General features: G+C 70.3%; 12 protein-coding genes and 1 tRNA gene. 3 read left to right on the top strand and 10 right to left on the bottom strand.

Annotated features, from left to right (window positions below; all coding sequences use genetic code 11):
* Nucleotides 1-31: 31 nt before the first annotated feature.
* A tRNA-Thr gene (locus ACX114_RS18005) sits at nucleotides 32-107 on the bottom strand.
* Nucleotides 108-404: 297 nt separating this feature from the next.
* Here ACX114_RS18005 and ACX114_RS18000 point away from each other — a divergent pair.
* Nucleotides 405-1,955, top strand: a complete 1,551-nt coding sequence (locus tag ACX114_RS18000; RefSeq protein ID WP_459299343.1) for a Glu/Leu/Phe/Val family dehydrogenase — start codon at nucleotides 405-407, stop codon at nucleotides 1,953-1,955.
* Between the two features lie 83 nt (nucleotides 1,956-2,038).
* Here ACX114_RS18000 and ACX114_RS17995 read toward each other — a convergent pair whose 3' ends face one another.
* Nucleotides 2,039-2,398, bottom strand: coding sequence for a PilZ domain-containing protein (locus ACX114_RS17995; RefSeq protein ID WP_014396384.1), 360 nt, complete (start codon nucleotides 2,396-2,398; stop codon nucleotides 2,039-2,041).
* A 196-nt stretch (nucleotides 2,399-2,594) separates the two neighbouring features.
* Between ACX114_RS17995 and ACX114_RS17990 the strand changes: the two genes are divergently transcribed.
* Nucleotides 2,595-3,230, top strand: coding sequence for a DUF6066 family protein (locus ACX114_RS17990; RefSeq protein ID WP_459299341.1), 636 nt, complete (start codon nucleotides 2,595-2,597; stop codon nucleotides 3,228-3,230).
* A gap of 21 nt (nucleotides 3,231-3,251) precedes the next feature.
* Here the strand turns inward: ACX114_RS17990 and ACX114_RS17985 are convergent, their stop codons facing one another.
* The 6 genes from ACX114_RS17985 to ACX114_RS17960 all read right to left on the bottom strand — a co-directional run bounded on the left by ACX114_RS17985 (nucleotide 3,252) and on the right by ACX114_RS17960 (nucleotide 9,435).
* The gene (locus ACX114_RS17985; protein ID WP_459299339.1) at nucleotides 3,252-4,787 is read right to left on the bottom strand and encodes a trypsin-like peptidase domain-containing protein; all 1,536 of its coding nucleotides are present in this window, start codon (nucleotides 4,785-4,787) and stop codon (nucleotides 3,252-3,254) included.
* Nucleotides 4,788-4,866: 79 nt separating this feature from the next.
* The gene (locus tag ACX114_RS17980; protein ID WP_459299337.1) at nucleotides 4,867-5,454 is read right to left on the bottom strand and encodes a nucleotide exchange factor GrpE; all 588 of its coding nucleotides are present in this window, start codon (nucleotides 5,452-5,454) and stop codon (nucleotides 4,867-4,869) included.
* A gap of 84 nt (nucleotides 5,455-5,538) precedes the next feature.
* Nucleotides 5,539-5,787 carry an RNA polymerase sigma factor region1.1 domain-containing protein gene (locus tag ACX114_RS17975; protein WP_014396380.1) on the bottom strand — a complete coding sequence of 83 codons (249 nt, stop codon included), beginning with the start codon at nucleotides 5,785-5,787 and terminating at the stop codon, nucleotides 5,539-5,541.
* Between the two features lie 105 nt (nucleotides 5,788-5,892).
* A complete protein-coding gene (gene ftsH, locus ACX114_RS17970) occupies nucleotides 5,893-7,938 on the bottom strand; it encodes an ATP-dependent zinc metalloprotease FtsH (protein WP_459300195.1) in 2,046 nt (681 codons plus the stop codon).
* A 148-nt stretch (nucleotides 7,939-8,086) separates the two neighbouring features.
* Nucleotides 8,087-8,920 carry a hypothetical protein gene (locus ACX114_RS17965; protein WP_459300193.1) on the bottom strand — a complete coding sequence of 278 codons (834 nt, stop codon included), beginning with the start codon at nucleotides 8,918-8,920 and terminating at the stop codon, nucleotides 8,087-8,089.
* A gap of 107 nt (nucleotides 8,921-9,027) precedes the next feature.
* Nucleotides 9,028-9,435: a (deoxy)nucleoside triphosphate pyrophosphohydrolase gene (locus ACX114_RS17960; RefSeq protein ID WP_459299334.1), complete on the bottom strand. Its 408-nt coding sequence runs from the start codon at nucleotides 9,433-9,435 to the stop codon at nucleotides 9,028-9,030.
* 332 nt (nucleotides 9,436-9,767) lie between these two features.
* On the opposite strand from ACX114_RS17960, the gene ACX114_RS17955 reads away from it, so the two are divergent.
* The gene (locus tag ACX114_RS17955) at nucleotides 9,768-10,004 is read left to right on the top strand and encodes a helix-turn-helix domain-containing protein (RefSeq protein WP_043321491.1); all 237 of its coding nucleotides are present in this window, start codon (nucleotides 9,768-9,770) and stop codon (nucleotides 10,002-10,004) included.
* A gap of 48 nt (nucleotides 10,005-10,052) precedes the next feature.
* Here ACX114_RS17955 and ACX114_RS17950 read toward each other — a convergent pair whose 3' ends face one another.
* Both ACX114_RS17950 and ACX114_RS17945 read right to left on the bottom strand, forming a co-directional pair.
* The gene (locus ACX114_RS17950; protein ID WP_459299332.1) at nucleotides 10,053-10,925 is read right to left on the bottom strand and encodes a MaoC family dehydratase; all 873 of its coding nucleotides are present in this window, start codon (nucleotides 10,923-10,925) and stop codon (nucleotides 10,053-10,055) included.
* 60 nt (nucleotides 10,926-10,985) lie between these two features.
* Nucleotides 10,986-12,230, bottom strand: a complete 1,245-nt coding sequence (locus tag ACX114_RS17945; protein ID WP_459299330.1) for a sigma-54 interaction domain-containing protein — start codon at nucleotides 12,228-12,230, stop codon at nucleotides 10,986-10,988.
* Between the last annotated feature and the right edge of the window lie 27 nt (nucleotides 12,231-12,257).

Here is a 12,257-nt window from a genome sequence, read left to right as displayed (position 1 = left end):
CTGCCACAGGGGCAACCGGCCTTTTTCTTCTTGGAGCCGACATCCGGATTTGAACCGGAGACCTACTGATTACGAATCAGTTGCTCTACCAACTGAGCTATGTCGGCGCACCGAAGGCGGCGCGTAAGTACCATCCGCATTCGGACCCGGCAAGGAGTTTCTCCGGGGTTTTTCAAGGCCCCGCCCCCACGCCCGCTTCTACCCCCCAGAAGCCCTGACATTCATGACACGGTGCATTCGTTGAGGTGACACACCGCGTCGGCTAAGCCCGCGAACTTTCTCCCTAATTTGGAGAAATGGCCTGGCGCCAGACTGGTTGAATCCCCGTGGCGCCTGTGCTCATAAGGGCGCCGCTTTCCCCAGTGGCCCCCATTCGGGTGGGCCCTCAAGGAGCACGTTCCATCATGGCCAGCGAAGAGACTTTCATGCGCGCCCCGGCCCCTACGCCCAAGCGCACCATCTACACGGAGGCGATGGAGATCTTCCACTTCGCGGCGGATCTCATCGGCCTGGACAAGCGGGTGCGTCTGGAGCTCGAAGAGCCCGACTACGAGCACATCTTCTACGTCACCGCGAAGCTCAAGGACCGGCTCGTGCCGCTGTCCGCCGAGGCGGCGAAGTCCTTCGCCGACCTCTCCGTGACCCAGGTGCGCAACCCCGAAGGCCTGGAGCGCCTGGCCAACGGCAACCTCATCCTGAACGGCCGCGCCCTGCTGGGTTCGGACGTGGCCATCCGCCACGGCCACCTGCGGCTGCCGGACGGTCTGGTGTACCAGCTGGTCCCCGGTGAGTCGCAGCGCTTCAAGGCCTACCGCGTCCAGCACAACCAGGCCCGTGGCCCCTACAAGGGCGGCCTGCGCTACCACCGCGAGGTGTCCCTGGATCTCTTCAAGGCCCTGGCCGCGGAGATGACCTGGAAGACCGCCATCGCGGAGGTCCCGTTCGGCGGCGGCAAGGGCGGCATCCAGCTGGATCCGCGCGAGTACGGCCGCGAGGAGATCGAGGCCATCACCCTGCGCTTCATGTACCGGCTCAAGAGCCTCATCGGGCCGAACATCGACATCCCGGCGCCGGACGTGGGCACCAACCCGGAGATCATGGCGCTGCTGTACCGCCAGTTCTCCGACGGTGAGCGCGAGCGCCACAACCTGCGCGGCATCGTCACCGGCAAGGACGTGCGCATCGGTGGCTCGGAGGGCCGCGGCAAGGCCACCGGCCAGGGCGTCGCGTTCTGCATCGAGGACTACTACGCCGACCGCGGCGAGAGCGTGAAGGGCAAGACCTTCGTCCTCCAGGGCTTCGGCAACGTGGGCAGCCACGCCGCCAACATCCTGTCGAACATGGGCGCGCGCCTGCTGGCCGTGAACGACGCCGACGGCTCCATCTTCAACGGCGACGGCATCGACGTGAACGCGCTGTCCGCGTACGTGTCGGATCCCAAGAACCTCAAGCGCTCCGTCGTGGGCTTCCCCGGCGCGCAGCGCATCGAGAAGAAGGACCTCTGGGACGTGCAGGCGGACATCCTCGTCCCGGCCGCCCTGGGTGGCGAGATCACCGCGGACGTCGCGGAGCGCCTCAAGGTCAAGCTCATCGCCGAGGGCGCCAACGGCCCCACCACTCCGGAGGCCGACCGCGTGCTGCAGAAGCGCGGCATCGAGCTCATCCCGGACATCATCGCCAACGCCGGCGGCGTGACGGTGTCCTACTACGAGTGGATCCAGAACAAGCGCATGGAGCGCTGGAGCGAGGCGGAAGTCGATCAGCGCCTCGAGCGCGCCATGAAGCGCAACTACCGCATCATCCGGGACATCTCGCGCAACCAGCCGCGCAAGACGGAGATGCACGACAGCCGCCCGTACTGCATCGGGAAGCCGGTGGACAGCCGCTGCGCCGCGATGATCCTCGCGCTCAAGCGCATCGAGGCCCACTACCTCCTCGAGGGCTTCTCGCAGTAACCGGCGTCACCGATTCCTGCTTCGCCCCCCGGGGCACGGTGTCTTCCCGCTTCAATGGGGGAAGGGCCGTGCCCCGTGGTGTTTCAGTGCATCACCCGCTCGCGGTCCACCAGGAGCAGCGGCGCGTCATCCATGGTCTCGTAGGCCACGATGCGCAGACCCACGCCGCGGCTGTTGCCGGGACGCCCGTCCTTGCGGCCAAAGGCCAGCGCCACCTGGTAGCGGACCTCGCACAGGCACGTCATCTCCGTGCCGTCCTCGCCCGCGAACGTCACCTTCAGCTTCTCGCCCAGACCCAGCGAGTCGCGAACCTCGATGAACATCCCCCGCGCGCTGATGTTGCGGCCGATGCCCCGCATCATTCCGTCCTGGGTGGACAGGTACACGGTGAAAATCTTGTCGAAGCGCAGGTGGGAGCGGCGTTCCTGGGGCTGCGTGTTCATGCGGGGAGGGCTCCGAAACAGGTGGGGACAGGGGCAAACTACACGGTAGCCAGATGTAGGCAAATAATCACCTACATCCACCCTGACGCACCGTGACTCACCATGTTCCGGTTCACGGGAAAGCGCTGCCCCCGGCGCGGCGGGAGTGGCACCATCCCAGGGCTGTCCTTCCCCCCTTTTTCCGGAGTTTCCCGCCGTGAATCGCATCCTGGCCGCCGCCTTCGCCCTCCTTGTGCCCACGCTCGCCCTGGCCGACGTCGACTCGCGCTTCGCGAAGCTGCGTGACGAGTCCGAGCCCCTGGGTGGGCTGGGGGCCTTCCTGGAGAAGTACGTGGGCGAGTGTGACGGGGCGCTCGTGGATCCGCAGTGCAAGCAGCAGGCGGAGGCCTTCCGCAAGAAGTACACGGGCAAGCGCCTGTACATGATCGTCACCGAGGACGACGCGGGCATGCTGTCCCCCGGCGACTTCAACCCCGGCACCAACGAGTACACCATCAACATCACGCCCTTCTTCTCGGGCGGGAAGTACGGCCTGTGCCACGGCGCCCCGAAGAAGACGGACGCGCAGGGCAACCCGGTGATGAACTACCTCACGGTGAGCGGCACGGCGCCGGACATGTGGAACGGCGGCACGTTCAACCGCATGTTCATGGCGCGGGGCGTGCGCGCGCAGGTCGTCTTCACGCCGCAGTCGGTGTGGACGCTGCCCAAGAAGGGTGGCGGGAAGAACTACGGCGTCAACGCCCGCATCGAAGCCGTCCTCGTCACCGAGGGCCGCACCGGCAACCAGCTGGGTCTGTGGCTCAACGGCAAGGACGCGGGCGCGAAGTAGCGCGCGCGCCGCGGCGCCGGATCAGCGGGCGATGGCGATGTACTGGAGCGCGTCGCCCCGCTGGACGCGCAGGAGGATGCTGGCCCCGGCGCTGCCCCGCTCCAGGGCGGCCTTCACCGCGGAGGCATCCTTCACGCGGCGGCGGTTCACCTCCATGACGACGTCGCCCGCGCGCAGTCCGGCCTGCTCCGCCGGGCTGCGCGGCACCACGCCGGACACGAGCGCGCCCAGGAAGGCCTCGTAGCCCAGGGGCGCGGCCACCTCCGGCGTCAGATCCCGCAGCACCAGCCCCAGGTCGTTCGCGCTGCTGCCGCCCCGGTTGGAGAGCCCCTCCGTGGCCTCCTGCGCGGGCCGGGCGACGAGCCGCACCGCCACCTCCTGGGTGCCGCCGTCGCGCAGCAGCGTCAGCTTCGCCTCCGTGCCCGGGGCCAGCAGCGCCACCTTGCGCAAGAGCTGGAGGTAGCTGCCAATGGGCCGCCCGTTCACCGCCACCAGCCGGTCTCCAGGGCGGATGTGCGCCTGGGCGGCGGGGCTGCCGCGGTAGACGTCCTTCACCACCGGCGCCGTGGCGGTGGCGTCCGCGCCGTCCTCGTTGATGACGACGCCCAGCCAGCCGCGCTCCAGCTTCCCGTTCTCCCGCAGGTTGGGCAGCAGGTCCTTCACCAGGTTGATGGGCACCGCGAAGCCAATGCCCTGCCCTTCGCTGATGATGGCGGTGTTCACGCCAATCACCTCGCCCTTCATGTTGAAGAGCGGGCCGCCGGAGTTGCCGGGGTTGATGAGGGCGTCCGTCTGGATGAAGTCGTCGAACTGGCCCACGCCCAGCACGCGCTCCTTCGCTGAAATCATGCCGTGCGCCACCGAGTGGTCCAGGCCGAACGGGTTGCCGATGGCCACCACCCAGTCCCCCACCTCCAGCGCGTCGGAGTCGCCCAGGAACACCGCGGGCAGCGTCCCCAGCCCGGCGCCGTTCAGCCGCAGGAGCGCCACGTCCGTGGACGCGTCGCGGCCCACCACCTCCGCGGGGAACTCGCGGCCGTCCGCCAGCCGCACGGACACCTGCTGCACCGGCACCTCGCGGGGGCCGTCCCTGCTTGGCGTGACGCCGGAGCCGCTGGGGTTCACCGCCGGGCCCTGCGCGTTGGCCACCACATGGTTGTTGGTGACGACGAGCCCGTCGGGCGTCAGCACGAAGCCGGAGCCGGTGGAGCGCTTCACCGCGCCCGCCACCGCGCCGGGCCCCACCGTGGTGATGTTCACCACGCCCGCCTCCACCGCGCGGATCAGCGGCGCCAGCGACGTGGGGGGCGTGAAGCGCGGCAGGCCCGCGTAGCCCGCGGGGCGCTCGCGCCACAGCGAGGACACGCCCGCGGTGGACGGGGCGTCCACCGTCGCGGGCGTCGGGGAGGCGAAATAGGCCAGGTGCTCGCGAACCCGGGCCTGGAGCCAGGGCTTGAGCGGATCCTCGGCGGCTCCCGCCACCGGGGCGAGCGCCACCGCGCAAAGGACGCTGAACAGTCGGACGGACACGGGGTGGCAGCTTACACGGCGGGCCATGGCGTCAGGGCCCAACAGACCGGTGGCCTCCCCCCTTCCCGGCCCGCGACACCCGTGGGGTCGCGGGCCCGAGCGGACGTCAGGCCTGGGCGGGGGCCACGTACCGGGCCACCTTCACCCGGGCGGGGCGGATGATGCGGTCCTTCAGGCGGTAGCCCGCGCGGAACTCGGCAACCACCTTCTGGTCGTCCGCGGGGACGGGCGTCACCTCCATGTCCGCCGCCTCGGCCAGGTTCGGATCATAGGGCCGCCCCACCACCTGGAGGCGCTCGATGCCGGTGGCCTGGGCCTTGGACAGCAGGCTGTCGCGGATCATCCGCACGCCCTGGACCACCGGAGACGTGTCCTGCTGGCTGGCGTTGAGCACCAGGTCCAGCTCGTCGATGGCCTCCAGCAGCGTACGGGCCACGTTGCCGCGCTCCACGTCCAGCATGCGCTCCCGCTCGCGGGTGATGCGCTGCTTGAACTCCTCGCGGTCCTTGGTGAGGTCCTGGAGCCCCCGGGCCAGCTCGTTCACCCGGCGGCGCGCCGCCTCCAGCTCCGACTGGAGCCGGGCCACCTCGCCATCCTGGGCGGCCTCGGCCTGCGTGTCGTCGGCCGCCTCCACCTGGGTGTCAGCGGGGGCCTGCGTCTCCGGGGTCTCGTCGCTGCGGGGATTGCCGTCCATTATCGAACCTGCGCCAGGGGTTGGAAGAAGCGAACCTCGATGAGCGGCGCGAACGTAACCGCGAGGACGGTCCTGTCAACGCGCCTAGTGGTTGGACGGGGCCTGGGGCGGCGCTTCCGCCATGAAGCCGTGATCCACCTGCCCGGTCACCTCGTCGATGATCTCCACCTGCGCGGCGCGAAGGGAGTAGTAGAGGAGCCACCGCTCGGCGGCCGTCAGCGTCCCCGCGGGAAGCGCCTCCTCGATCTCCTGCACCGTGAGCCGGCCGTCCTTCAGGCCCTTGGCGAACAACGCTTTCCGCGCGACGTAGCTCTTTCCGATCCGGTTCTCCACGGCGACGCCTCCTTGTCGTTGGAAAGTAATTTCGCCCACCGGTCACCGCAGGCTGGCGGTGGATCCGGTGGGCGAAGGGCTGCCCGGAGGGCAGGCAGGCGTAGCTCAGGAGTCGAGCTTGCCTTCGGCGTGCTGCGTGGGCGGCACGTTGGGCTCGGACTCCGTGCCCCCCACGGGGTGCGCGGAGATGACCGTGCGCGCTTCCGGGTGGAGCAGGCCGCGCTGCGCCTGCACCTTGGGCCCCAGGATGGTGATCATCGCCTCCTCCTCGATGACCTCCGTCGCCAGCAGCCGCGCCGCCAGGGCCTCCACCTTGTCGCGGTGGGTGTGGAGGACCTCCCGGGCGCGGTCCAGCGCCTCGGCGACCATCTTGCGGACCTCGTCGTCGATCATCCGCGCGGTCTGCTCGGAGTAGCTGCGCGACTCCGGCATGCCCGCGGACCGCAAGAAGCCCGGCCCCTGCTCACCGCTCAGCGCCACCGGACCCAGCGTGCTCATGCCGTAGTCGCGGACCATCATCTTGGCGATCTCCGTCGCCTGCTTGATGTCGTTGGACGCGCCGGTGGACACCTCGCCGATGAAGATCTCCTCCGCCGCGCGGCCGCCCATCATGCCGGCCATCTTGTCGCGCAGCTCGTCGAAGGACATGAGGTAGCGGTCCTCCAGCGGCAGCGACATGGTGTAGCCCAGCGCCGCCAGGCCTCGCGGGATGATGGACACCTTCGTCACCCGCTCCGCGTAGGGCAGCATCCAGCCCACCACCGCGTGGCCCGCCTCGTGGTGCGCGACGATCTCCTTCTCGCGCTCGTTCATGCGGCGGTTCTTCTTCTCCAGGCCCGCCACCACGCGCTCGATGGCCTCCTCGAAGTCCGCCCGCATCACCGCGTCGCGGTTCTTGCGCGCGGCGAGCAGCGCCGCCTCGTTCACCACGTTGGCCAGGTCCGCGCCGGCGAAGCCCGGCGTGCGGCTGGCAATCACCTTGAGGTCCACGTCCTGGGCCAGCTTCACGCCCTTGGCGTGGATCTCCAGCACCCGCTCGCGGCCGCGCTTGTCCGGACGGTCCACCAGCACCTGCCGGTCGAAGCGGCCCGGGCGCATCAGCGCGCTGTCCAGGATCTCCGGGCGGTTCGTCGCCGCCAGGATGATGAGGCCCGCGCGGCTGTCGAAGCCGTCCATCTCCGCGAGCAACTGGTTGAGCGTCTGCTCGCGCTCGTCATGGCCGCCGGCCACGCCCGAGTTGCGGCTCTTGCCGATGGCGTCCAGCTCGTCGATGAAGATGATGCACGGCGCCTTCGCGGTGGCCTGGGCGAAGAGGTCGCGGACGCGGGCCGCGCCCACGCCGACGAACATCTCCACGAACTCCGAACCGGAGAGGTTGAAGAAGGGCACGCCCGCTTCACCGGCCACGGCCCGCGCCAGCAGCGTCTTGCCCGTGCCCGGAGGGCCCACGAGCAGCACGCCCTTGGGGATGCGGCCACCCAGGCGGCGGAACTTCTCCGGCGTCTTGAGGAACTCGACGATTTCGCGGAGCTCGTCCACGGCCTCGTCCACGCCGGCCACGTCCTTGAAGCCCACGCCGGTGTCGGCCTCCGCCTGCACCTTCGCGCGCGTCTTGCCAAAGGACATGACGCTCTGCGGGCCCTGGCCCATGCCGCCGGACATCCGGCGCATCATGAAGCTCCAGAAGAGGATGAGCAGGCCCATCGGGATGAGCCAGATCCACAGCACCTCGCTGAAGCTGGATTGGGGCACGGCCTCGAACTGGATGCCCTTCTGCTCCAGCAGGGGCACCAGGCCCTCGTCACCGGGGACGCGGTAGGCCATCCACGGCAGGGCGCTCGGCTCGCTGCGCAGCGTGCCGCGCTCGCCCGGAGGGGGCTGGGCATTGTCCTTGAGGAAGCCCTTCACCCACTCGTTTGAAATCTGGACACGGCTGAACTGATTGTTCTCCACCGCGTCGCGCAGTTGGCTGTACGACACCCGGCGCACGCCCGCGTCCTGAAACACGTTCCGGAACAGCAGGAACCCCAGGACGAGCAGGAGGATGTAGCCCAGTGGTGAGCCGAACTTGAACCCACCTTTCGTGGGTGTTGGCTTGTCGCTCTTCTTTCCGCGCGGGCCCATCCCCGGCGGCAGGTCCTGTGGCTTCATCGTCGGCACGCTCGCCCTCCCCCTCCCCCGTGCATGCGACACCATGTCGGATGACGGTTCCCTCAGCCGGCCAAAGATGGTCACCACCGCCAAGCCGTCAACCGCAGGGCGTGATCGGATGACGACGAACGGGGTCGGGACTGTCCGATCAGCGGCAGTCGACGCGGACCAGGGGCTCGCCCGCGAACTCACTGCCCAACAGGTAGCCGCGGCCGTCCTGGAGGAACGTCACGGCCTCCGCCTGGGCCTGGCTGGCGCCGGGGACCTCCACCACCTGCGCCTGGACGAAGTCCTCCAGCCGCTTCGCGTCCGGGCGGCGCAGCTCCCACACGCGGGTGTACGTGCGCACCAGCAGGCGCTCGCCGGAGGGATGCAGGGCGGCGGCGGTGGACAGGCGGTCCACGTCATCCGGCACGCGCAGGGTGCCCAGCTTGCGAGCGTTGCCCGTGGCACCGGGCTTCAGGCCCTCCACCGCGTACAGGTCGCCCAGGGACACGCGCGTCTTGGTGAGGATCCCCACCTGCCCGGAGCGGCCGTCGACAATCAGCGACTCGGCGTCATGGGCACCGTCCTCGTAGGTGAAGGGCAGCGCCTCCACCGGGAGCGTGGCGTCGGCGACGGAAGCGGGCTCGGGCAGCCGGAACAGGCGCACCTCCTTGCGCCGCTCGAAGTTGTCGCCGGTGTCCGCCAGGAAGATGCAGGAGTCGTTGCCGCCGGGCGCGCACGGGCCCACGGCGATGTCCTCGATGTCGCGGGGATCCGCGCCGGTGAGGCTCAGCGTGGCCTTCACCGCGCCCGTCTCGTCCAGGGCGAACAGCTCGAAGGCGTTGTTGGAGTCGTTGTGCCCCCAGAAGATGCCCGGGTGGCGCTGGCTGGCGGCCAGGCCGGAGAGCTCCGGGACCTGGCGGGGCACGGTGCCCGTCTGGCGGCCGTCCGTGTAGAGCAGGCAGCCCTCCATTCCCGTGGCGGGCACCTGCTGCATGCCGGCGTCCGGAGCGCCGGAAGCCGTGGGCGTGGGGCGGGAGCTGGAGCAGGCGGCGGACAAGAGGAGGCCCGCGGCGGCGACGAGGCGCGTGGAGGGGCGCACGGTCAGTGGTCCAGGTCCAGCAGCCGGGCCAGGGTCTTCGCGTCCGCGTCAGGGAAGCGGTACTGGCCCATCTCCTCCAGCGCCACCCAGCGGTGGTCATGCACGCGCAGGTGGTGGATCTCCGCGTCCGGGTGGCTCAGGCGGCAGCGGAACACGCGGAAGTCGATGTCGTAGGTCGGGTACTCGTGGCGGGTGTGCATGACCTGCTCGAGCACCTCGATGCGGACCCCCATCTCCTCGTGCAGCTCGCGGGCGAGCGCCGCCGTGTCCTGCTCCCCCTCCTCCACCCGGCCGCCCGGGAACTCCCACAAGAGGGGCAGCGACGCGGTGGGAGGACGCTGGGTGATGAGGTAGCGACCCATCTCGTTCTGGAGCATCGCGCCGACGACGCGCACGTGACGACGGGTCATTCACTTCTCCTCGATTGGGGTCCCAAAGATGGAAGACAGGGTGCGGCGGCGTAACACAGCCCCTGTCTGGCGCCAATGCGCAAGGTCCCTCCTGGGCAGCAGCGTGCGCATGCCCGGGACGCGCGGCCACCCCACCCGGCCCCTCCGTCCGGGGGTGGGCCGACGGGGTTCCGGCGGGCCCGGAGGGGGCCTCGGGCCACCTGGAACCGGGGGACGGCGGGCTGTTGGGGACTTCACGTCCCGGGGAGGCGCTCCCTGGCCGGGCCACCGTCCATGAGGGGTGCGTGTGGGATTCAAGTGACGCGCGGGCCGGATGGCGCCATGCTCGGGGGATGACACAGAGTCGGAGAGAGCGGGCCGAAGCGCTTGGCGCCGCGCTGAAGGCAGCGCGGCAGCAGGCGGGGCTCTCCATGGAGGAAGTCGCGGAGCATCTGGAACTGGGCGTGGAAGTGCTGGCCCGCGTCGAGCGAGGGGTGATGGTCCCCACCATCCCCACGCTGAGCCGGCTGTGCGCCCTGATGAAGCTGGACCCGGACAGTCTGCCGGACCTCCCGGAGCTGAGTGATTGACGCGTCTGGCGGGCCCCTCTCCGGCCCGCCGGCGCGTCGCCCGTCTCCTCAGGCCAGCCGCCCCACGAGGTGCGGCTTCCCCTCCTCCGACAACACCCGGAACGCCACGCCCGCGAGCTCGCGAGCCGTCTGGAACGTCACCCGGGACGGAAGGAAGAGGGGCTTCTTGAAGTCGCAGTCCAGCTGGAGCGCGTCCGCGTGGGCCGCTTCACCCAGCTCCGCCACGCAGCGCGCGAGCGTCCACATGCCGTGCGCGATGGCGCGAGAGAAGCCGAAGGGCTTCGCGGTGACGGCGGTGAGGTGGATGGGGTTGAAGTCGCCGGAGGCCCGCGCGTAGCGGCGTCCGGTGTCCGCGGGGATGCTCCAGGGCGCGGGGCGGCTGGACGCGAAGCGCGGGTCCTCCGGCGGCGGGGCCTTGCGCGCGCTGTCCTTGTCCTTCCGCCCGGCGTTGCGGCGCAGCATGGTGCTGACGGCCTGCCAGAGCAGCTCGCCGCTCTCCTGGGCTTCGACGCGCGTCTCGATGTCGAACTCGTGGCCGGCGGGAACTTCGCGTTGGGCTTCGAAGCGGCACGCCACGGTGAGCGCGGCGGTGTCCGGCACGCGGCGGTGCTGCTGGACGCGGTTGCGCACGTGCACGATGCCCATCGCGGAGTACGGGAAGTCGGGCTGCCCCAGCAGCTGCATGTGCAGCGGCGTCGCCAGCACCTGCGGGTACGGGAGCGGCAGGAAGCCGTCGGCGTCGAAGCCGCACGCGGTCCGGTAACGCTCCAGCATCACGGGCGTCGCGCGGCAGCCATGCGCCCGCAGCGTCAGGGCCGGCAGCGTGGTGCTGCCCCGGGACTTCCCGAAGGGATTCGCCGCGCGCAGGAGCGAGGCGGGCATCGACGGGAGCGAGTGCAGGTCGAGGATGGGAGCGGACATGCGGAGGATTCTCCGACACCCGCTCCCGCCGCGCGCGGGATTTGTGAGCCCCGCCTGGCGTCAGCTCTTGAGCCCGTGCCGGCGCAGGAGCCGGTACAGGTAGACGCGGTCCATGTCCGCGGCGGCGGCGGCCTGGGACACCTTGCCTCCGTGCAGCTTGAGGAGCGCTTCGACGTAGTCGTGCTCGAAGGTCTCCAGCGCCCGGCGGCGCGACTCCGCGTACGTCAACGAGGCATCCACCCCGCGAGGCGCGGCGGGGGCCAGGGCATTCACGGCATCCGGCGACGTGGGCGGCAGCGCGCTCTGGAAGACGAGGCAGCGCTCCAGGTGGTTGCGCAATTCGCGCACGTTGCCCGGCCAGGCGGCGCGCTGGAGCCGCGTGAGGAAGTCCGGCGCGGTGAGCTTCGCGAGCTGTTCGGGGGTGGCGCCCAGCCCCGCGAGGATGCGCTCGACGATGAGCGGGATGTCCTCCGTGCGCTCGCGCAGCGAAGGCAACGGGATGCCCACCACCGCGAGGCGGAAGAACAGGTCCGCGCGGAAGCGGCCTGCCTCGACCTCCGCGCGCAGGTCGCGGTGCGTGGCCGCGATGACCCGCACGTTGACCGGCTGGTACGTGTTGGAGCCCAGGCGGCGGATCTCCCGGTTCTCCAGCACGCGCAGCAGCTTCGGCTGGAGCTCGGCGGGGAGCTCGCCAATCTCGTCCAGGAAGATGGTGCCTCCGTCGGCCTCCTCGAAGGCGCCCACGCGGCGCTGGATGGCGCCGGTGAAGGCCCCTTTCTCGTGACCGAACAGCTCGCTCTCCAGGAGGTTGGCCGGGAGCGCGCCGCAGTCCACGACGAGGAACGGCGCGTTCGCGCGAGCCCCGGCGCGGTGGATGGCGAGCGCCGCGCGGCTCTTGCCCGTGCCCGTCTCCCCTTCCAGCAGCACCGTGGCGTTGCATGCCGCCGCGCACGCCATGCGCTCGAAGCTGGCCCTCGCCGCGGCGGAGGTGGCGACCAGCTCACCGAAGGTCGCCTGCTCCGGCGGAGGCGCATCCCCGGGCTCCACCTGCATCCGGAGTGCACGCGGGGCCTCATCGCGATTCAACGGCTCGGGCGCCACCGTCTCGTCCCGCGCTTCGTGACGCGCGGGCAGGTATCCCCCCGTGGATCCGCTCCGCACCCGGGCCCGCGACTGGCGCCACCGGACCCCGTCCACGTACGTCCCTGGACGTTCATCCTGGGCCCGCGCGCGCGCCCCCTTCTGCTCCGACTTCATCTCGCAGTGGAAACGCGGCACGGCGGACTCCTCGCTCGGCAGGTTCATTGAGGAAACGGTTCCCCCCCGGAACCG

The organism is Corallococcus sp. M7, from assembly GCF_054512695.1.
This window is presented reverse-complemented; position numbering and strand designations above follow the sequence as displayed.

Bases quoted from the DNA above. Each gene is read 5' to 3' on its own strand.
- ACX114_RS18000 (WP_459299343.1), top strand. From the start codon at position 405: ATGGCCAGCGAAGAGACTTTCATGCGCGCCCCGGCCCCTACGCCCAAG.
- ACX114_RS17995 (WP_014396384.1), bottom strand. From the start codon at position 2,398: ATGAACACGCAGCCCCAGGAACGCCGCTCCCACCTGCGCTTCGACAAG.
- ACX114_RS17985 (WP_459299339.1), bottom strand. From the start codon at position 4,787: ATGGCCCGCCGTGTAAGCTGCCACCCCGTGTCCGTCCGACTGTTCAGC.
- ACX114_RS17980 (WP_459299337.1), bottom strand. From the start codon at position 5,454: ATGGACGGCAATCCCCGCAGCGACGAGACCCCGGAGACGCAGGCCCCC.
- ftsH (WP_459300195.1), bottom strand. From the start codon at position 7,938: ATGAAGCCACAGGACCTGCCGCCGGGGATGGGCCCGCGCGGAAAGAAG.
- ACX114_RS17965 (WP_459300193.1), bottom strand. From the start codon at position 8,920: ATGCAGCAGGTGCCCGCCACGGGAATGGAGGGCTGCCTGCTCTACACG.
- ACX114_RS17960 (WP_459299334.1), bottom strand. From the start codon at position 9,435: ATGACCCGTCGTCACGTGCGCGTCGTCGGCGCGATGCTCCAGAACGAG.
- ACX114_RS17955 (WP_043321491.1), top strand. From the start codon at position 9,768: ATGACACAGAGTCGGAGAGAGCGGGCCGAAGCGCTTGGCGCCGCGCTG.
- ACX114_RS17950 (WP_459299332.1), bottom strand. From the start codon at position 10,925: ATGTCCGCTCCCATCCTCGACCTGCACTCGCTCCCGTCGATGCCCGCC.
- ACX114_RS17945 (WP_459299330.1), bottom strand. From the start codon at position 12,230: ATGAACCTGCCGAGCGAGGAGTCCGCCGTGCCGCGTTTCCACTGCGAG.